The sequence below is a fragment of the Haloterrigena alkaliphila genome (assembly GCF_017352155.2).
Taxonomy (GTDB): domain Archaea; phylum Halobacteriota; class Halobacteria; order Halobacteriales; family Natrialbaceae; genus Haloterrigena; species Haloterrigena alkaliphila.
On record NZ_CP071462.1, the window covers coordinates 2,416,403 to 2,436,342 of the forward strand.

17 protein-coding genes and 1 tRNA gene are annotated in these 19,940 nt (G+C 64.3%); 11 read left to right on the top strand and 7 right to left on the bottom strand.

What is annotated here, in order from left to right:
* Positions 1–30 precede the first annotated feature (30 nt).
* Positions 31–1,500, bottom strand: a complete 1,470-nt coding sequence (locus J0X25_RS30600) for a flippase (protein WP_207287694.1) — start codon at positions 1,498–1,500, stop codon at positions 31–33.
* Between the two features lie 321 nt (positions 1,501–1,821).
* On the bottom strand, positions 1,822–2,571 hold the full coding sequence (locus J0X25_RS30605) for a GNAT family N-acetyltransferase (RefSeq protein WP_207287695.1): 750 nt from the start codon (positions 2,569–2,571) through the stop codon (positions 1,822–1,824).
* Positions 2,572–2,747: 176 nt separating this feature from the next.
* Here J0X25_RS30605 and J0X25_RS30610 point away from each other — a divergent pair, with 176 nt between their 5' ends.
* The 6 genes from J0X25_RS30610 to J0X25_RS30635 all read left to right on the top strand — a co-directional run bounded on the left by J0X25_RS30610 (position 2,748) and on the right by J0X25_RS30635 (position 7,797).
* The gene (locus J0X25_RS30610) at positions 2,748–3,851 is read left to right on the top strand and encodes a succinylglutamate desuccinylase/aspartoacylase family protein (RefSeq protein ID WP_207287696.1); all 1,104 of its coding nucleotides are present in this window, start codon (positions 2,748–2,750) and stop codon (positions 3,849–3,851) included.
* A 192-nt stretch (positions 3,852–4,043) separates the two neighbouring features.
* The gene (gene sdhC / locus J0X25_RS30615) at positions 4,044–4,439 is read left to right on the top strand and encodes a succinate dehydrogenase, cytochrome b556 subunit (protein WP_207287697.1); all 396 of its coding nucleotides are present in this window, start codon (positions 4,044–4,046) and stop codon (positions 4,437–4,439) included.
* The gene (locus J0X25_RS30620; RefSeq protein ID WP_207287698.1) at positions 4,439–4,804 is read left to right on the top strand and encodes a succinate dehydrogenase hydrophobic membrane anchor subunit; all 366 of its coding nucleotides are present in this window, start codon (positions 4,439–4,441) and stop codon (positions 4,802–4,804) included. The genes sdhC and J0X25_RS30620 overlap by 1 nt, the downstream gene beginning before the upstream one ends.
* Position 4,805: 1 nt before the next feature.
* Positions 4,806–5,678: a succinate dehydrogenase/fumarate reductase iron-sulfur subunit gene (locus J0X25_RS30625; protein ID WP_207287699.1), complete on the top strand. Its 873-nt coding sequence runs from the start codon at positions 4,806–4,808 to the stop codon at positions 5,676–5,678.
* A 3-nt stretch (positions 5,679–5,681) separates the two neighbouring features.
* Positions 5,682–7,520: an FAD-binding protein gene (locus J0X25_RS30630; protein WP_207287700.1), complete on the top strand. Its 1,839-nt coding sequence runs from the start codon at positions 5,682–5,684 to the stop codon at positions 7,518–7,520.
* Positions 7,521–7,608: 88 nt separating this feature from the next.
* Positions 7,609–7,797, top strand: a complete 189-nt coding sequence (locus J0X25_RS30635) for a hypothetical protein (RefSeq protein WP_207287701.1) — start codon at positions 7,609–7,611, stop codon at positions 7,795–7,797.
* Positions 7,798–7,838: 41 nt separating this feature from the next.
* Here J0X25_RS30635 and J0X25_RS30640 read toward each other — a convergent pair whose 3' ends face one another.
* Complete coding sequence (locus tag J0X25_RS30640; protein ID WP_207287702.1) at positions 7,839–8,033, bottom strand: XapX domain-containing protein; 195 nt, start codon at positions 8,031–8,033, stop codon at positions 7,839–7,841.
* 264 nt (positions 8,034–8,297) lie between these two features.
* On the opposite strand from J0X25_RS30640, the gene J0X25_RS30645 reads away from it, so the two are divergent.
* A complete protein-coding gene (locus J0X25_RS30645) occupies positions 8,298–8,522 on the top strand; it encodes a MarR family transcriptional regulator (protein WP_207287703.1) in 225 nt (74 codons plus the stop codon).
* A gap of 354 nt (positions 8,523–8,876) precedes the next feature.
* Here J0X25_RS30645 and J0X25_RS30650 read toward each other — a convergent pair whose 3' ends face one another.
* Together J0X25_RS30650 and J0X25_RS30655 are read right to left on the bottom strand one after the other, a co-directional pair.
* Positions 8,877–9,692, bottom strand: coding sequence for an HD domain-containing protein (locus tag J0X25_RS30650; protein ID WP_207287704.1), 816 nt, complete (start codon positions 9,690–9,692; stop codon positions 8,877–8,879).
* A 150-nt stretch (positions 9,693–9,842) separates the two neighbouring features.
* A complete protein-coding gene (locus J0X25_RS30655) occupies positions 9,843–10,322 on the bottom strand; it encodes a redoxin domain-containing protein (protein ID WP_207287705.1) in 480 nt (159 codons plus the stop codon).
* A gap of 271 nt (positions 10,323–10,593) precedes the next feature.
* Here J0X25_RS30655 and tatA point away from each other — a divergent pair, with 271 nt between their 5' ends.
* Positions 10,594–10,893 carry a twin-arginine translocase TatA/TatE family subunit gene (gene tatA, locus J0X25_RS30660; protein ID WP_207287706.1) on the top strand — a complete coding sequence of 100 codons (300 nt, stop codon included), beginning with the start codon at positions 10,594–10,596 and terminating at the stop codon, positions 10,891–10,893.
* Positions 10,894–10,910: 17 nt separating this feature from the next.
* Positions 10,911–10,983: transfer RNA gene (locus tag J0X25_RS30665), tRNA-Arg, on the top strand.
* A 376-nt stretch (positions 10,984–11,359) separates the two neighbouring features.
* On the opposite strand, the gene J0X25_RS30670 is transcribed toward J0X25_RS30665, so the two are convergent.
* Together J0X25_RS30670 and J0X25_RS30675 are read right to left on the bottom strand one after the other, a co-directional pair.
* On the bottom strand, positions 11,360–12,601 hold the full coding sequence (locus J0X25_RS30670) for an acyl-CoA dehydrogenase family protein (RefSeq protein ID WP_207287707.1): 1,242 nt from the start codon (positions 12,599–12,601) through the stop codon (positions 11,360–11,362).
* 178 nt (positions 12,602–12,779) lie between these two features.
* On the bottom strand, positions 12,780–13,547 hold the full coding sequence (locus J0X25_RS30675) for an SDR family NAD(P)-dependent oxidoreductase (protein ID WP_207287708.1): 768 nt from the start codon (positions 13,545–13,547) through the stop codon (positions 12,780–12,782).
* Positions 13,548–13,943: 396 nt separating this feature from the next.
* Between J0X25_RS30675 and J0X25_RS30680 the strand changes: the two genes are divergently transcribed.
* On the top strand, positions 13,944–17,870 hold the full coding sequence (locus J0X25_RS30680) for an ATPase, T2SS/T4P/T4SS family (protein ID WP_207287709.1): 3,927 nt from the start codon (positions 13,944–13,946) through the stop codon (positions 17,868–17,870).
* Positions 17,867–19,939, top strand: coding sequence for a type II secretion system F family protein (locus J0X25_RS30685; RefSeq protein ID WP_207287710.1), 2,073 nt, complete (start codon positions 17,867–17,869; stop codon positions 19,937–19,939). The genes J0X25_RS30680 and J0X25_RS30685 overlap by 4 nt, the downstream gene beginning before the upstream one ends.
* The last annotated feature ends 1 nt before the right edge of the window (position 19,940 follow it).

The window sequence follows — 19,940 nt, forward strand, 5'->3', positions numbered from 1 at the left end:
CGCCGGAACGGCGGCCAACGGTTCGATTCGTTACGTGATCGCCGAGCGGACCTGCTGGGGGTCGACCAGTCCGCTCGCGACCACGAGAACGGCCCACGTCGCCGCGCCGAGTGCGATGGCGCCGCCGAGCATCAGGAAACTCGAGACCAGCGGCGTCACCAGCAGGACGGCGACGGCCATGACGCCGGTGATGGCACAGATCGCCCCCATCGACTTGGTCAGCCGGAGGAGGCGCAGATCGAGTTCCAGGTGGACGATGTAGAGGTTGACCGCCACGTACACCGAGTGCGTGGCGACCGTGGCGATCGCCGCGCCGACGACGCCGATCATCGGGATGAGGACGATGTTCAACCCGAAGTTGGCCGCCGCCGTCGCGCCCTTCGCGACCGCTCGGTGGCGGGCCCGACCCATGTAGTCCAAGGTGTCGCTGGTCAGGTTCGTGACGGCCTGGAGGACGATGAAGCCGGCCAGCACCTGGAGCACCGGGACCGCGCCCGCGTAACTCCCGCCGAACACCATGGTGACGAACGGTTCGGCGACGATCGCTAGCCCGGTGGCCGCCGGGACGTAGAACAGCATCGTGTGAGTCAGCGAGGTCTCGTAGATCCGACGGGCCTCCTCGAGTTGCCCGGCGGCCTTCTGCTCGCCGAAGTTCGGCGAGATCGTGAAGCCGAGCGACTCGGCGGGCGAGAGCACGAAATCGGTGATCTGTTTGCCGAGCGTGTAGAAGGCGACCGCGGTCGGGTTCAGGAGGATGCCGACGAGGACGGTGTCGACCTGTTTGTCGATGATGTTCGCGCTGCGCGTCGCCGTCAACGGAACGCTGTACTCGGCCAGCCGGCGAGCCAACCCTTCCTCGTAGCTCTCCGCGCGATCGTACGACGCGTAGAACTTGTAGTACAGCAGCGCCAACCCGACCGTGGCCGACAGCACGTAGCCGACGATGTAGCCGAAGAAGGCCCCGAGGGCGCCCAGCCCGAGCAGCGCGAACCCGACGGCGAAGACGAGCCGGGAGAAGCCGCTGATCGCCCTGACGACGGCGCTGTACGCGAGATTGTTGAACCCCTGGAACGAGATCTCCGCGAAGGTGCTGAACGAGAAGGCGGCGATGTAGAGGATCCCGGCCGCGAGAAACGCCGCGGCTTCCGGTTCGCCCAGCGCGACCGCCAGCTGTTCGTGAAACAGCAACAGGAGGTAGCCGACGAGCGCCATGAGGACGATCTTGAAGGTGATCGTCGACTCGATCAGGTAGGGAATCTGCTTCGGATCCCGCTCCCGGTACTCCGAGAAGTACCGGGCCGCGGACTTTCCGAGCCCCAGATCCGCGACGAGCTGAATCATCGCCAGAATGCCGATCACCCAGTACAGCGTCCCGTAGCCGTCGGGATCGAGGAGATAGCGCGCCAGTACGAGCATCAACAGCGCGCTCGAGACCATGTAGATCGCTCGAGCGACGAGCGTCGCTTTGAACCCGTCGACGATGTGTTCCTGTCTACTCATTCGAGAGATACGTCAGTCTGTGTTCGTTCGACACGTCAGTATGCGCTCGTTCCACCTGTCGACTGTCCGAACGGAGGTCGGTCGACGACCCGAACGGAACGAGGGCCGGCGCACTCGAGTCGTCGACCGAGTTGGCAATTGTAATGCGGTGACAACTGGAGTATCGTTCCCGTACCGGTCCCGAAATATCGGCTTACGCCGACGCCATCGGGACGACCGTCGTGACGCGACCGGCGGCCGCGCGTCGCGCGCGAACGCACTGGCAGACGACTCGGGGAGAGACGGTCCCGCGAACGCCCGGCCGACGGCGGGACGCTACCCTTAGAGGTAGGACGCGTCCCACCGCGTCGCTTTCCGTCGGTTGCCACAGACGTTGCACTCGATTCGTCCCATCGTGTCCATGCTGTTCTCCAGCGAGTCGCAGTAGCCGCAGTACCAGGCGTACAGTTCCTCGCCGTCTGCGGTCTCGTAGGCGCCGTAGAACGGCGCCTTCGCCCCGCGGGAGGCCTCGCCGTAGTTCACGAACACCGTCTCGCCGTCGACCTCGAGTTCGTCGACGGCCTTCCAGCCCTCGTCGCCGATCTCGCCCTCGGCGTAGACGTTCTCCGTGAAGGTCTCCTCGCCGATCTCGACATCGCGCTGGCCGGCCCGTTCGAAGCCGTTGTCACGGTAGAACTCGTTGCCGCCCTCGTTGTCCTCGAGGACGAGCGCCTGGACGTGGTCGGCGCCCTTGTCGAGCAGTTTCTCGCGGGTGCGCACGAGCAGCCGGACGCCGGTGCCGCCGCCCCGGTGGTCGGGATCGATGTGCAACCAGAGGATGCGACCGGTGTCGTACTGCTGGCCGATCATGTCGCTCTGAGAGAAGCCGGCGACCTCCCCGTCTCGCTCGATGACGAGGACCATCGAGTGATTGTCCTCGAGGTCGTCGGTAAAGGACTCGCCGTACCACTGTTCGATCGCGTCGTCGACGGTTTCCGTGCTGAGAAAGTCCGTGTACGTCGACTCGAGCGAGCGCTGGGCGATCGAACGAATGGCGTCGATGTCGTCTGCGGTCGCTTCGCGAATATCCATAGCCGGGGCTACCATGGCATCGTACAAAACGTATGCCCACGGGGAGAGATTTTCCCCGTCTTCGTTTCAGTGCAACGACCGGTTTCGCCGTAATATCCACACCGGCGGCCGCCGTTCTCGCTCCGATTTCACGTCGAGGTGAGAAGATTCACATTGCTACCGGTCAAGCAACCGGTATGAGCGACGTTATGGACGAACCGCCGGACGACGGTGCGTCCGACCGCGACCCCGAGCCGTTCACCTACAACGGCGGCCGGGTCGACCCCGGCGAGTCGGCCAACATCCGGTACGGCATCAGCGAAACCTACCTCGGTGATCCCGTCCGCATCCCGGTGACGGTCGTCAACGGCGAGCGACCGGGCCCGACGGTGTTCCTCTCGGCCGCCGCCCACGGCGACGAACTCAACGGCATCGAGGTCGTTCGCGAGGTGGCCCACGACTGGGACCACTCGGAACTCCACGGGACGCTGGTCTGTCTGCCCGTGATGAACGTCCCCGGCTTCCTCGCACAGGAGCGGTACCTGCCGATCTACGATCGGGACCTGAACCGCTCGTTCCCCGGCCGCGAGGACTCGACGTCCGCCCGGCGGATGGCCTACCGAATCTTCACGAACTTCATCGAACCCTGCGACCTCGGGATCGACTTCCACACGTCCACGCGCGGACGAACGAACATGCTCCACGTCAGGGCGAACATGGACGATCCGAACGTCGGCCGCCTCGCCAAGGCGTTCAGTTCGAACGTCGTCATCGCCGGCGAGGGGCCCTCCGGGACGCTGCGCCGCGAGGCGACCCGCGCGGGCATTCCGGCGATCACCGTCGAGATGGGCGAAGCCCACCGGTTCCAGCGCCGACTGATCGACCGCGCGCTGACCGGCGTCGCGAGCGTGCTCGCCGAGTTCGGCTGCCACCCGGACTCGTCGGTCCACTGGCCCGGCTGGCGGACCGTGATCGACGACGACAACGAGAAGACCTGGATCCGCGCCGACGCGGGCGGCATCGTCGACATGAAACGCGGCCGCGGCGAGTTCGTCCGGGAGGGCGAGACGATCTGTACGATCACGAACCCGTTCAAGGAGGAAGACGACATCGTCACCGTCGAGGCACCCTTCACGGGGTTGATCGTCGGCGTCCTCGAGAATCCCGTGGTCTACCCGGGCAACCCCCTCTGCCATCTGGTCGGCCTGTCGGCGGACACCCGGACGGCGCTCGAGCGCGAACGGACCAAGGAAAGTTCGCGGTCGGAACTCCGGTCGGCCGAGCCGGACGACGGGGAGTGACCCGCCTCGAGGGCGACCGCGGCGCTCGCCGACTCCGAACGAACGGACGGACGACGCTCGAATCCCGAACGGGTTCAGGATTCGTGTGCAAAAACGAGTCGATTTCTGATCAAATCAGGACCGACCGACCGTCCCGCTCCAGAGATAAAAGTAACTTCTATACCCCCACGGTCTAACGGTTCACATGAGCGTATGAGTCAGTCTTACAATCGCGGCCTCGTCGAGGACTTCGGTCGCTGGAAGGAGTTCTCGGCCGGCATGTGGGCGTGGATCTTCCACAAGTTCACCGGGTGGATGCTGATCGGCTACCTGTTTACCCACATCGCCGTGTTGAGTAGCGCGCTGTCCGGACCCGAAGCGTATACGAACACCCTTCAGGGCCTCGAGGCGCTGTTTATCGTGCGAGTTCTCGAGGTCGGCCTCCTGGCGGTGGCGGTCTTTCACATCCTGAACGGGCTTCGCCTGCTGATGGTCGACCTCGGCGTCGGGCTGGAGGCACAGGACAAGAGTTTCTACGCCTCGCTGGTGTTGACCGCCATCATCACCGTCGCGAGCGTGCCGACGTTCATGACCGAGGTGACCATCTGATGGCGGAACGATACTCCTCGTTTACGCCCGGCGGAACCGGTTGGCTGCTCCAGCGGATCACGGCGGCGTTTCTCGTCGTCGTGCTCGCCTTTCACTTCTTCCTCCTGCACTTCGTCAACCACGCCGCGGAGATCGAGTTCGCCGGCACGCAGGCCCGCATGCAGAACGTGGGCTACTTCCTGACGATGGTGTCGTTCCTGATCGCCGGCACCTTCCACGGCGTCAACGGCGTCTACAACGCCCTGCTCAATCAGGGGCTGGAGGGGACGCAAAAGAAGGTCGTGCTCGCAGTGCTTGTGATCGCGAGCCTCGGACTGATCGGGCAGGGAATCTACGTTGCGACCACGATGGCGGGGTGGACCTAACATGAGTACCCAACAACAGCAACCCGAAACGCAGGAAGCACCGGAAGACCCGGAGATGAAGGGCGCGGAGTCGCCCGTCGACGAGAAGGAAAAAGAGGACGGGATGATCGACCAGACGGCGGCCGACGCCTCCGAACTCGAGGGGAAGACGGTCCTCATCAAGGTGTTCCGTTACGACCCCGAAGTCGAGGGCAAGCAGGAACCGCGATTCGACGACTTCCACGTCCCCTTCGAGAAGGGGATGACGGTCCTCGACGCGGTCATGTACGCGCGAGACACCTACGACTCCTCGCTGACCTTCCGTCACTCCTGTCGGCAGGCCGTCTGCGGCTCCGACGCGTTCTTCGTCAACGGGAAACAGCGCCTGGGCTGCAAGACCCAGATCGCCGACCTCGAGCATCCGGTTCGGATCGAACCGCTGCCACATCAGGAGGTCGTCAAGGACCTGGTCGTCGACATGGACCACTTCTACGACCAGATGCACACCGTCGAGCCGTACTTCCAGGACGAGGACACGCCGAATCCGGCAGACCTGGAGGAGCAGCGCCAGAGCCCCGAGAATCGCGAGAAGATCAAGATGTCCTCGCGGTGTATCTGGTGTGGCGCCTGTATGTCGAGCTGTAACATCGCGGCCGGCGACAACAACTACCTCGGGCCGGCGGCGATCAACAAGGCCTACAAGTTCGCGATGGACGACCGAGAGGGCGAGGCGATCAAGGAGCACCGACTCCGCATTCTCGAGCAGGAACACGGCGTCTGGCGGTGCCAGACCCAGTTCTCCTGTACCGAGGTGTGCCCGAAAGACATCCCGCTCACCGAGCACATTCAGGAGCTCAAGCGGGAGGCAGTCAAGAAGAACCTGAAGTTCTGGTAATCCATGTACGAACACGACGTTATCGTGGTCGGCGCCGGCGGCGCCGGCCTCCGGGCCGCGGTCGCAGCGGACGAGGCTGGTGCGGACGTCGCACTGGTCTCGAAACTCCACCCGGTTCGCAGCCACACCGGCGCGGCCGAAGGGGGAATCAACGCCGCCCTGCAGGAGGGCGACGACTGGGAGCTCCACGCCTACGACACGATGAAGGGGTCGGACTACCTCGGCGACGCGCCGGCGGTCGAGACCCTCGCACAGGACGCTCCCGAGGACACGATGCGCCTGGAGCACTGGGGGATGCCGTTCTCGCGCGAGGAGGACGGCCGCGTCTCCCAGCGGCCGTTCGGCGGCCTCTCCTATCCGCGGACCACCTACGCCGGTGCGGAGACGGGCCACCACCTGCTGCACACGATGTACGAACAGGTCGTCAAGCGCGGCATCCAGGTCTACGACGAGTGGTACGTCATGGATCTGGCGACGACCGACGAGGACGACCCCAACGACCGCGAGTGCCACGGCGTCGTCGCCTACGACGTCCAGTCCGGCCAGATTGAAGGGTTCAAGGCGAACCAGGGCGTCGTCCTCGCGACCGGGGGTCCCGGACAGGCCTTCGATCACACCACCAACGCCGTCTCCTGTACCGGCGACGGCCACGCGATGGCCTACCGCGCTGGCGCGCCGCTCGAGGACATGGAGTTCATCCAGTTCCACCCGACGTCGCTGCCGTCGACCGGCGTCCTCATTTCTGAGGGCGTCCGCGGCGAGGGCGGCATCCTCTACAACAGCGAGGGCGAGCGGTTCATGTTCGAGCACGGCTACGCGAACAACTCCGGCGAACTCGCGAGCCGCGACGTCGTCGCCCGCGCCGAACTGACCGAGGTTCAGGAGGGACGGGGCGTCAACGACGAGTACGTCCACCTCGACATGCGCCACCTCGGCGAGGAACGCATCCTCGACCGCCTCGAGAACATCCTCCACCTCGCGGAGGACTTCGAGGGCGTCGACGGCCTCGTCGAGCCGATGCCGGTCAAGCCCGGCCAGCACTACGCGATGGGCGGCATCGAGGTCGACGAGAACGGCCAGACCTGCATCGACGGCCTCTACGCGGCCGGCGAGTGCGCCTGCGTCTCCGTCCACGGCGGCAACCGACTCGGCGGCAACGCGCTGCCGGAACTGATCGTCTTCGGCAAGCGCGCCGGTCGCCACGCGGCCGGTGACGACCTCGGCGAGCCCCAGATCAAGACGGGCTACGGCGACGACGTCGAGGACGAGACCGAGACCGAACTGCCCGTCCAGCCCGGCAGCGCCGGCCTCGAGTCGTCCGGCGGCGTCGCCGCCGACGGCGGTGTCGCGGCCGACGCGGAGGGCATCCTGCAGCGGAAAGTCGAGACCGCCCGCGAGCGCGTCGACCGCCTGATGGACAAGGACGACGGCGTCCAGCACGCCGAGATCCGCGCGAAGCTCCAGCAGGCCATGACCGACTACGTCAACGTCTTCCGCACCGAGGAGGGCGTCAAGAAGGCCCTGCGGCTCATCCGCGAGTGCCGCGAGGAGTACCAGGACGTCTACGTCGACGACCCCTCGCGCACGTTCAACACCGACCTCCAGCAGACCATCGAGACGCGCAACCTGATCGACGTCGCCGAGACCATCGCGCTCGGCGCGCTCGTGCGCAACGAGTTCCGCGGCGCCCACTGGCGTCAGGAGAATCAGAACCGCGACGACGAGAACTGGCTCAAGCACACGCTCGTCTCCTGGGACGACGGCGCCCCCTCGATCTTCTACCGGCCGGTCATCCTCGAGGGCGAGAGCAAGACCTACGAGCCCAAAGAGCGCAGCTACTGAGGGCCCTTTGCGGATTCGGTTCCGTTTTCGAGCGTCGAAAGACCGATAGCAGCAGGGCTATGTATCTGCTCTCGATTCGTCTACGTAAATGAACCTCAGGCGATTCGTCCTCCTGAACGCCGTTCTCGTGCCGGCGATCGTGCTCGCGATCCGCTGGCACCTCGAGTCGTTCCCGCTGTTGCTGTACGTCCTCGCGGTGGGATACGTGACGTTCGCCGGCCTCATCTCGATCGTGTGGGTACTCTCGCAGACGTCGGTGGGACGAACCGGTTCCTGATCGGCGTCGGACCGTCTCACGTCGGGGTGGCCGCCCGGCCGCTACGCGCCGAGTAACTCGAGCAGGTCGACGCCGATGTCGAGGTATTCGATCAGCTTGTAGCCGACGTAGATTCCGACGATACCGATGATACCGGGGATTTCCGGCGGTGCGGGGATCGGAACGTTGAGAAAGCGAAACAGCGCGCCGGTGACCACTCCCGTCAGCAGCGCGAGGACAGTAAGCTGGGTCGACATATCGTGCTGATTCCGCGGGGCGGATACAAAAGCGCCTCGGCTGGTAGCCGTCGCCGTCTCATCGTGACGATTGGGACTGGCATATCGCCCCCGTCGTCGGTCTCGTCGATCGTCACACCCTCGTTCCGCGTCGAAATCCGATCACAGACGGCCGTTCCGGCGAAAGTCGTCCCGCGGGATCGTTGCGCTTCACCTCAACTGCCATAGATTTTCGACGATCGTTGTAGATGAGATTTATTATCGTCGAAACTGAGAGGCTCGAGTATGGCAACACAGTCACCACCGGAAGTCGATATCTCGGTACCGACGGATCTCGAGTCCGCACAGGCGAAACTGGTGTACCTGTACGTCGCCGCCAGCGGCGGCGCGACGGCCGAGCAACTGCGGGACGACCTCGGCGTGAAGAAGGGTACCGCGCTCTCGATCACCGGGACGCTCCGGGATCGGGGGTACCTCGAGCGGACCGGTTCGGGATTCGAACTCGCCTGAACTCGTTTTCGATCGCGACTGCGTAGCACCCCCAGATACCGGCCGGGAGCGGGTTCCGAGCACTGCGAGTAACCCGCAACCCGGGGGAGGGCAGGCCGCCACACCGTTTGCGCCGCGAGCGAGGCCGAAGGCCGAGCGAGCGGGCCGACGACTGCTGTGAACGAGCGACTGACGACGCGAAGCGTCGCTCAGAAGTGAGTGAACGGAGGGAGGAGTGTTTTCGTGAGCGTAGCGAACGAAGGCTCGGAAGTCGCAGCCCGCGAACGAAGTGAGCAGGAACGTCTTCCGTTGCTTTTAATCGAATTTTTGCCGAGGGCGCGCCGTAGGCGCGCCCGCAGCGCAAAACTTCGTTCCTTAGAGCTCGATGCGCTCGACCAACTGCTCGTGGTTCTCGTTGGTGTTGAGCGCGACGATGCGGATCTCGTCCTCGAGGCCCGACCCCTTGAGCTTCGCTTTGAGCAGGTTGTCGACCTGGTAGACGCCGGCGGCGTTGGTCATGGCGATCTCGACCAGGACGGGGCTGCTCTCGCCGGGTTGCAGCGTGACGCGCCGGATCGCCTGGCTCGAGAGGGTGTTGATGCCGCGGCCGCCGTGTTCGTAGGGGATCCGGGAGCGGCCGCTCTCCATGTCCAGGGCGTCGGCGACGCGGATGACCCCGGCTTCGGTGGTCAGCGGGGTCTCGGGCGTGTGGTGACAGAGGATCGCGTGCAGGATCTCGGCTTTCATCCGGACGGTCTCGGCGAGGCCGTAGAACTCCGGAAGGACGCGATCGAGGACGTCGGCGGCGAGCGGGATCGAGTAGTAGACGTGTTCGTCGCGGTGGACGACGTGGCCGATATCGTGCAGCGTCGCCGCGAGGGCGATGATCACCGACTCGTCTTCCTCCGCGAGCCCCTGCTGGCGCGCGCCGTTGAAATCGACGCTGCCGGCCTTCAGGAGGTCGTAGAGGTTCAGCGCCCGGTTGCGGACGATCTCGATGTGCTTTGCGCCGTGGTCGTTGTACCGCATCCGGTCGACCGCGTTGACGTTCTGGGCCTCGAGGTAGGTCTGGATCTCCTCGTCGTCGGTGACGAACTCGAGGACCTGGTTCAGTTTCGCGTCGGGAAAGTCGTGATCGTCGTCGGGAGCGTAGACACGGTAGCTGGAGTCGTTGTCGGCAGCGTCGCTCATAAACGATACTCTCGTGCCGGCTAAAAAAGCCCTGCGGCGACGGATTTCGGTTGCGTCCGTACCCCAGGGGAGCGGTACGGAACCGGAACCGAATCGCGAAGCGATCGGACCCGGCGGTCGGTGAGTCGCGACGGTGTCGGTGCGGGCCGCTCAGGCGAGGTCTTCGACCGCGGCCTCGACCTCGTCGTAGTCGGGTTCGACGCCGGGGTCGTCGCTGACCCAGGCGTAGGTGATCTCGCCGTCGGCGTCGACGACGAACACCGAGCGCTTGGCGACGCCGAAGACGCCCAGGTCGGCGAAGTCCATCTCGACGTCGTAGTCGTCGACGATCTCCTTGTTGTAGTCGCTGATGAGCCCGAACTCGAGGTCGTTCTGTGCGCGGAACTCGTTGAGCGTGAACGGAGAGTCACGGCTGACGCCGTAGACGTTCGCGTCGAGGTCGTTGAAGGAGGCGAGTCGGTCCTGGAACGCGCACATCTCGGTCGTACAGACGCTGGTGAACGCGCCGGGGAAGAACGCGAGGACGATCGGGGCCTCGCTCTCGAGGCGGTCGGAGAGGGTGAACTCCTCGATGTCGCCGTTTGCGAGCGGTGCGGTAAAATCTGGGGCGCTGTCTCCGGTTTCTGCCATCGCCCGTCAGTTAACGGTTAGTCCGAAAGTCAGTTTCGTTCGCGGAACCGATCGCAGCCCGTCGATAGCGCCGACGTCGTTGTTTCCGCTTGCGATGGAACCCGGGTTCGGCTCTGCCGTCGGCGTAATCGGTCGGGTACCGGCACTATATTCCGGTGTTCGGGCGGAGTAATTAGCTCGATAGTCCCCGTCAAACGGACTTTCGCTAATACTTGCTCTCCTAAGTGGTCCAAAAAGGTTATAATTGGCAGTGGCCAAGCTAAGGATAGAGATGGTAGCCGAAATCGCACCGCTGTTCATCCCCGGCGCACCTGGGGGTCCGGAACTACTGATCATCCTTTTCATCGCCATCCTGCTGTTCGGGGCCAACAAGATCCCGAAACTGGCGCGCTCGACCGGCGAGGCCATGGGCGAATTCCAGAAGGGGCGTGAAAAGGTCGAAACGGAACTCGAGGAGATGCGCGAGGGTGGATTCGAGGAGGAGGAACTCGACGAGACCGACGACGACTTCGTCGACACCGAACCCGTCACCCAAGAAGACGAGACCGAGACCGAAACGGAAACCAACTGATCGGTTTTTTCCCCGAGGGGCGTGTGGCCTAGCGGAGAGGGCAGGAGGTTCCTAACCTTCTGATCGCGGGTTCGAATCCCGTCACGCCCGCTTGCGACGAACGGATGTGAGGAGCAAGCGGGCGCGGGATTCGAACTAGACTGAGGTTCTGCGAGCGGTAGCGAGCAGGTTCTCAGGCGTAGTTCAAATCCCGTCACGCCTGCCCGAATTCGCTTCGTTGGTCACGCAACTGGGGCGTATATCGCGAATTCTTCGCGTTCGCTCACTCCTGTTATTCCCGCTCGCTGATGCTCATCGGTGAGTCCAAGACCAACACTGACAGATTCGACTCCCCGTTGCACTCGAGTACGTCTTCGCGCGATTCGATTCCCTCTCGCCGGCCGTGTGTGGCAAATCGTAACGTCTGTAGAACAGGTTCACAGCGGTCAACAACCGACGCTCGAGCCACCTCCCATCCCCCGAACCTTCAGTGACCGCCCTCGCGTCGCGTGTTCGGATCGCCGAACCGGGTCAGGGCCTCGAGTTCCTCGTTCGGCACGTCCTCGAAGGCGTCGCGGGCGATGACGCGGCGGTGGACCTCGTCGGCGCCGTCGACGATGCGGAACTTGCGGACGGACTGGTAGAACTCGGCCAGCGGGAGGTCCTTTCCGATGCCGTTGGCGCCACAGCACTGGACGGCGAGGTCGATCGCCTCCTGGGTGACGTTCGCGGTGAAGACCTTACACATCGAGACGGGGATGCGGGCCTCCTCGCCCGCGGCGATTCGGTCGGCCGCGTCGCGGATGGCGGTGCGGGCGACGTGGAGTCGCGTTTCGGCGTCGGCGATGCGGTAGCGCAGCGACTGCTTATCCGAGAGCGTCGAGCCGAATCCCTCGCGTTCGCTGGTGTAGGCCTTCGCGATGTCGAGCGCGCGCTGGGCCATCCCGGAGAAGCGCATACAGTGGGTCAGCCGCGCGGGGCCGAGCCGTTCCTGCGCGTGGGTAAAGCCCTGGTTCAGTTCCCCCAGCAGGTGTTCCTCGGGGACGCGGACGTTCTCGTAGAGGATCTCGGCGTGGGAGGCGCCGAGCGTCTCGCCGCCCATGTGTGGGACGTCGCGGACGACCTCGACGCCGTCGGCCTCCGCGGGAACGAGGAACAGCGAGCAGCCCTCGTAGGGGTGGGCGTCCGGATCGGTTCGCGCGAGGACGATCAGGACGTCTGCCTCGACGCCGTTGGACGTCCACCACTTGTGGCCGTCGATGACCCACTCGTCGCCCTCTTTCTCCGCGGTAGTCTGGATCATCTTCGGGTCCGATCCGGCCCCCTGCAGCGGTTCGGTCATCGAGAACCCCGACGAGAGCTCGCCCTTCACGAGGGGCTCGAGGTACGTCTCCTTCTGGAGGTCGTCGCCCGCCAGTTCCAGCAGGTGCATGTTCCCCTCGTCGGGGGCGTCGACGCGCATCGCCACGGCACCGAGCAGGCTGCGGCCGGCCTCCTCGAAGACGGGCAGCGCGTCCCGGAAACTCTCGCCCATCCCACCGTACTCCTCGGCGATCTGGGGCGCGTAGACATCGTACTCGCGGGCGGCCTCCCGGAGCTCCGCGACGGTGCCACTCGAGATGCCCATGCCGCCGGGTCGCTCGCGCTCGATGGGGAGGACGACCTCCTCCATCAATTCGTGGGCGCGGTCGGCGAGCTCCTGTGCTCGATCGGAATCAGCGTAGTTCATACGTCCACTCCGAACACTGTAGCGATAGGTGCCGGTGATAATTCTCACGAGTGTGGAACTCTACCAAAGATATTTACGATAGGTGTATAAATTCCTAGCTTCCCTTCCAGAGATAGTTGATAGAGAGTTTCTTGCTACCAATGGAAAATATGTGGGTTGCAGGCTGACCGGTCGCGGGTTATCGGGCGGTCCAGCCGCCGTCGATCGACAGACAGGTGCCGGTGACGTAACTCGCCGCGTCGCTGGCGAGGAAGACGACGGGCCCGGCGATCTCCTCGGGGTCAGCGAAGCGCTCGAGGGGCGTGCGATCGATAATCGACTGTCGAAGGCGATCGTTCGACTCGAGGTCCTCGGTGAGTTCCGTCGAGACGTAGCCGGGCGCGACGGCGTTAACCCTGACGTCGGGGGCCCAGTCCAGGGACATGCTCTTGGTGAGGCCGACCAGCCCGTGTTTCGAGGCGACGTAGGGATGCTGGCGGGGAAGTCCGACCAGACCGCCGACGCTCGCGACGTTGATCACCGACCCACCGCCGCTCTCGAGGAGGTGGTCGGCGGCCGCATGTGTCACCTCGTAGGCGCCGTTGAGGTTGACGTCGAGCACCCGATCGAGGGACTCGGTCTCGACGTCCTCCGGGCGCCCGAGCGCATCGTCGGGGTTGAAGCCGGCATTATTGACGACGACGTCGATGCCCCCGAACGCGTCGGCCGTTCGTTCGATCACGTCGTCCACCGCGTCGGGATCCGTTACGTCCGCAGCCACGGCGAGTGCCTCGCCGCCGTCGTCCTCGATTTCGCTGGCGACGGCCTCTATCTCGCCGCGGGAGCGCGCGGAGGGGACGACCGCGGCGCCGGCCGCGGCGAGTTCGGTCGCGATGGCGCGACCGATGCCGCGGCCCCCGCCGGTGACCACCGCGACGCGGTCCTCGAGGCTGAACTGGTCGGTCATGGTCCTGTGGCTGCCGCGGTTTCGGAGGCGGGTAGCGAGGTCGATTCGGGTCGACTCCCGGTTCGTTGCCAGCCCGCCTGATCGTCGTCACTCACTTCCATCGGCCGGGTCGTACTGCTGGCGTCCCCATATATGTTCTGCCCACTGCGGGCATACCGCCCGTTCGTCCGAGTAGCGCTCCCGAACCAGTCTGGGAGCGTACCTGTAATACCACAGTATAAGTACGATTACGGAGAACGTATCGGTTGATCGATAGGCGTGACAGACGTATGAGGGAATATCTGACTGAGCGAAGACATTTGTGCAGACCGAGGGTACAGAGCGGTGTACCCGGGATTATCAGAAGTGGTAATGTATGGATGAAATTTTTGAAGGGTGAGAGTTTGGGTGGACTCAATGGCTATTGACGAGGCCGACCAGTCGGATGCCGGGGACTTTTCTGAGGGGGAGGCATCCGATCCTGCGTCGGCGGACGATCGGTCTCACGAGTCGGACGGCGATTCGGACTCGAACGGGGGAGTCCGCGTCGGCGAGTACACGTGGGAAGACTACATGGAAGAGTACGGATACGGCGACGACGCGTCGGTGCTGTATCCCGACGAACCCGCCGGGGCGGGCGCGGACGATCAACTCGGACTCGACACCGACGAGGGATCGGCGCACACGGTTCCCAGCGGGGACGACTGGAATCAGGTCGACTTCGATCCCGAATCCCATCTCGGCTATCATCCCGACGATCTGGACTCGTCGGTCCTCCCGATCGCCGGGGACAACGCCGAGGAACTTCGGGAGATCTTCCTCGAGTACGTCGACCCGGAGACGACGCCGGTCGTCAAGGACGAGTGGACCTGGGAACACTACAAGTGGGAGTACTACTACGAGGACGACGGCTCCCGACCGCGGGACAAGAACGGCGAGATCGTCCGTCACGACGAGGAGGAGGCGCTCGGCTTCGATCCGGACGCGCTGGAACAGCGGCTGTTCGCCGGCGACGAGGCCGCGATGGAACTGGACGAACTCGTCGAGGAACGGACCGTCAACGTCGAGGAGGATCTCGACGAGGACGAGTTCTTCTCGACGGTCGACGGGAACACGACCGTCTCCAACCGCTACGACCTCGAGAAGGCGGTCCCCTTCGAGAAGAAGACCCACTTTCAGGAGGTCGAGCGGTACTGGGTGAACAAACCCTACGCCTACGTCGTCATCTTCCACTCCGACAAGGAAAACGAGAAGAAGTACTACATGGTCGAGCCGTACCTGAACGAGATCGAGATCGAACTCCAGGAGTTCCTCTCGGGCAAACTCAGGACGGCGATCAAGTACTCCGACGAGGGGATCAAGGAGAAGGCGACCGAGGACGGGCGCCGGACGGTCATCGAAGACGAGGCCCGACGACTGCTCAAGCGGTACGATCTCTTCGAGAAGACGTCGGGCAGCACCCAAGAGAGCGTCCTGGACACGCTACGGAACCTGCTCGACGACGACGAGGACGTCGACGACGAGGAGCGCTCGGGTCCCGACCCGCTCGAGGGCATCGAGGTCCGGCCCGAACCGGCCATCCTCGAGGACGACCCGGACACGCTGAACGAGTATCAGGTCGAGAAGCTGCTGTACCTGCTCAAGCGAAACTTCATCGGTTACGAGCGGATCGACGGGATCAAACACGACATCAACGTGGAGGACATCTCCGTCGACGGCTACAACTCGCCGGTTTTCGTCTACCACTCCGAGTACGAACAGATCATCTCGAACATCTACCACGGCGAGGACGAACTCGACGACTTCGTCGTCAAACTCGCCCAGCGCTCCGGGAAGGGGATCAGTAAACGGCTCCCGCAGGTCGACGCGACGCTGCCGGACGGGTCGCGTGCCCAGTTGACCCTCGGGAAGGAGGTGTCCGACCACGGGACCAACTACACCATCCGTCAGTTCAAGGACGTTCCCTTCACCCCGATCGACCTCATCAACTGGAACACCTTCTCGCTCGACGAGATGGCGTTCCTCTGGCTCTGTATCGAGAACCACAAGAGCCTGATCTTCGCCGGGGGGACCGCGTCCGGGAAGACGACCTCGCTGAACGCGGTCTCGCTGTTCATCCCGAGCAGCGCCAAGATCGTCTCCATCGAGGACACCCGCGAGGTCGAACTGCCCCAGCGAAACTGGATCGCCAGCGTCACGCGCCCCTCCTTCGCCGACGACGAGCAGGGCGACGTCGACGAGTTCGACCTGCTCGAGGCCGCACTCCGACAGCGCCCCGACTACATCGTCATGGGTGAGATCCGTGGGGAGGAAGGCCGGACGCTGTTCCAGGTCATGTCGACCGGTCACACGACCTACACGACCTTCCACGCCGACTCCGTCGACGAGGTGCTCAAGCGGTTTACGACCGACCCCATCAACGTCTCGAAGACGATGTTCACCGCGCTGGACCTCGTTTCGATCCAGACCCAGACCCGGGTGCAGGGGCGGAAGGTCCGCCGGAACAAGTCGCTGACCGAGATCAACCACTACGAGGCCGAACACGACGAGATCAACGTTCAGGACGTCTACCAGTGGCAGGCGGAGACGGACGAGTACCTCAAGATGGGGGACTCGAACACCTTGGAGGAGATCCAGTTCGACCGCGGATGGAGTACGGAGAAACTCGAGGATGAACTGTTCAAACGCCAGGTCATCCTCGCCTACCTCATCAAGAACGGACTCAATACGTACGCGGAGGTCGCGGCGACCGTTCAGGCGTTCATCAACGACCCCGACACGATCCTCACCCTCATCGCCAACGGGCAACTCGAGGACAGCCTCGAGGACCTTCGGGAGATGGAGAGCGTTCTGATCGACGTCGACCCGGAGAAAGAGGAACTCGTCCCGCGTCCGGAGGCGACCGACGAGACCTACAACATCTCGATGGATCTCCTCGAGCGCGCCGAGGAATCGCTGTTCGAGGAGTACCGCGGGAAGGTTCCCAGCGGACTCGCGAGCAGCCTCGGCGAGGTCGAGGAGGACGAGCCCATCGAGGTCGACCGCGCCGACGCCGACGAGTTCGACTTCGCCGGCGCCGTCGACGAGACCGCCGAGGAAGGCGAGTGGGAACTCGGCGACGGCTCGACGGATTTCGACATCGACGGGGACGACGAGGCGGAGCCCGCGTGGATCAGCGACGACACCGGGTTCGATATCGACGACGGCGCCAGCGCGGGAGCCGAGCAGTCCGCCGGTGGAACGGCCGTCGAACAATCCTTCGAGGAAGCGTCGGCGGACGGAACTGCCGACGAACCCTCGAGCGCGTCCGCCCGGAGCGGGACGACGGACGGATTCGATATGGCCGCCGAAGAATCGGCCGAAGTCAGCGGTCCGCCGGCCCCGTCGACGGACGCGGGGACGGAGCCGGCCCAGCCGGCGACCGAGACGAAGCCGCCCCAGCCGGAGACCGAGACGGACGACGAAACGGACCCGACGGTCTTCCCGTCGGAGGACGGCGACGACGCGGACCTGGGTGGGCTGTTCGACGACATGGGCGAAACGGTCGACCGACTCGACGACGGGAGCGAGCCGGATCCCGCGACGGAGGAACCGTCGACACCGAAGCCGGATACCTCCGGCTTCGATTCGATGTTCCCGGAGGACGACCTCGACTCGATCTTCGATCCCGACGCCGGCGACGAGACGGCCGGAGACTTCAGTAGCGAACTCGAGACAGGCGGGACGGCCGAGACGGCTTCCGGAGACGAGACGAGTGACGAACCGTCGGGCATCATCGACGACGGAACTGGTGCCGGGACCGGCACGGGCGAAACCGGAAGTATCGTCGCCGAAGGACCCGACGAACCGGCGGCGGAGACGGACGCCGCATCGCCGACCGACGGGGACGGCGGCGCCGACGATAGCGACGATGGCGGTGCCCCGGCCGGTGGAACCGACGAGACGACGGGGATCACGGACGATCCGCCCCGCGACGCCACTAACGGCACAGCGTCGGCCGCGGAGCCGACGTCGGCCGACGACGCGGCCGAGGCAAATGTGGCGAACGAGGCAGACACGGCGGCCGAGGCGGAAGCGGTGGACGAAACGGAAGCGGCGGCCGAGGCGGAAACGATGGACGAGACGGACGGGACCGACGAATCGGCGTCCATCTTCGGCGACGACTCCGAGTCCGATTCCATCTTCTCCGACGATGGGGACGACGACGGCGACGACGGATCGCTGTTCGGCGACGACACGAGCGAGACGGAGACGAACGATTCGATATTCAAGTCCTCCGCCGACGACGAACAGCGCGGCGATGACGAACCCGACGGCGACGACAACGAGGAGTCCGACGCATGAGCCTTCAGACCGACAGTAGCGGCGGGTCGGGCGAGATCTCCGGCGGTTCCGATTTCCTCGGAGAGACGTTTTACCCCCTCTACGCTCGTCTGTTCAGCGACGACAGCGAGTTCGCCAACGACGTCGAGACGAAACTCGCACAGGCGCGGATGACCGATACGGTCGAACTCTACCTCTCGCGGGCCATCGGCATCGGCTGCATCAGCGGCGTCGCGCTGTGGTTGCTCGGCCTGTTGCTCGGCTACGTGCTGTTCGCGACCGGGGTCATCCAGGTCGACGAGATCCTCGGGTTCCCGGTCAGTAGCGAGGCCCTCCTCAGGCTCATCGATATGCTCCGGGTGCCGGCGCTGGTGTTCGTGACGGGTCTGGTCTTCGGCACGATCGGCTTCGCGATCGGGTTCGGCTCGCTCGTGGCGATCCCCTACTCGCGGGCCTCGACCCGGAAGCGCGAGATCAACATGCTGTTGACCGACTCGGTCTCGTTCATGTACGCGCTGTCGGTCGGCGGCCTGAACCAACTCGAGATCATCGAGGCGATGGCCCAGTCCGACGACACCTACGGAGAGGTGGCAAAGGAGTTCCAGAGCATCGTCAAGGAGACCGAGTACTTCGACGTCGACTACCGGACGGCGATCCGCAAGCAGGCACTGGAGACGCCCAGCGACGAACTCTCGCAGTTCCTGACGGACATGCTCTCGATCGTCAACAGCGGCGGCGACATGGAGAGCTTCCTCGAGGACAAGAAGGAAAAGCACATGCGGACCGCGAAACAGGAGCAGGAACTCACCCTCGAGACGCTCGAGTTGTTCGGCGAGATGTACATGACGCTGTCGCTGTTCCCCCTGCTCTTGATCATCATCATGGTCGTCATGCAGATGATCCCGCAGGCGACCGTCACGAACTCGATGCTCTATATGACCGTCTACGGGCTGATTCCGGTGACGGGAGTCGGCTTTCTCATCATGGTTTCGACGGTCAAACACGACGAACCGGGAGACGGCTACCTCTCGATGGGCAGCAACGACCGACGCATCGACGTCGGGGGGGACGAGGGCCTGCTCAATCTCGGCCTCATCGAGAAGTTCACGGGCGAGCACAGCGTCTTCGACCGGATCAAGAACCGCGAGGGGACCTACGAGACGATGGAAGTGCTCCGGAAGCCCCACCACTTCTTCCGGGACAACCCGCTGTACACGATGGCGCTGACGGTGCCCGCGGTGCTCGTGATCATCGCGACGGCGATGATGAACGGCTCGGCGCCGATGTCGTGGCAAGCGATGCTCGACAATGCCGTCTGGGGAACGTTCATCCTCGTCTACGTTCCGCTGTACGTCATCGCGATCCCGCTCGCGGTCTTCCGCGAGTGGAACGTCCGTCACCGCAACTCCGTCGTCAGCCAGCTGTCGGAGGACCTGCGCAAACTCTCGAGTTCGAACGACACCGGGCTGACGTTGCTCGAGTCGCTCAAGGCCGTCTCCGACACGACGAACGGGAAGCTGGCTCGCGAGTTCGAGATGATGCACACGAAGGTCAACTACGGGACGAGCCTGAAACAGGCTCTCATCGAGTTCAACAACAAGTACCACATCCCGCGGTTGGCCCGGACGACCCGGCTGATCACCGAGGCCCAGGAGGCCTCGAACCAGATCTCCGACGTGCTCCGGACGGCCGCCCGCGCCAGCGAGAACCACGACGATATCGAGCGCGAGCGCAAGTCCCGTACCCGGATGCAAGTCGTGATCATCATCATGACGTTCCTGACCGTCCTCGCCGTGATCGCGATCCTCAAGACGCAGTTCATCGATACGATGGCTGGTCTCGGGGGTGCCGGCGGCGACGTCGAGTCCGAGGCCGCCAGCGGCGCCGGCGGTGGTCTCTCCGACGCCAACCTGAGCGAGAACATCAACGTCGACATGCTCTCGGTGTTGTTCTTCCACGCGGTGACGATGCAGGCGATCCTCTCGGGGATCATCTGTGGCTACATCCGCGACGCCGACATCCTGAGCGGACTGAAGTACTCGGTCATACTGGCGACGATCGCACTCGTCGGCTGGACACTGGTGGCATAAG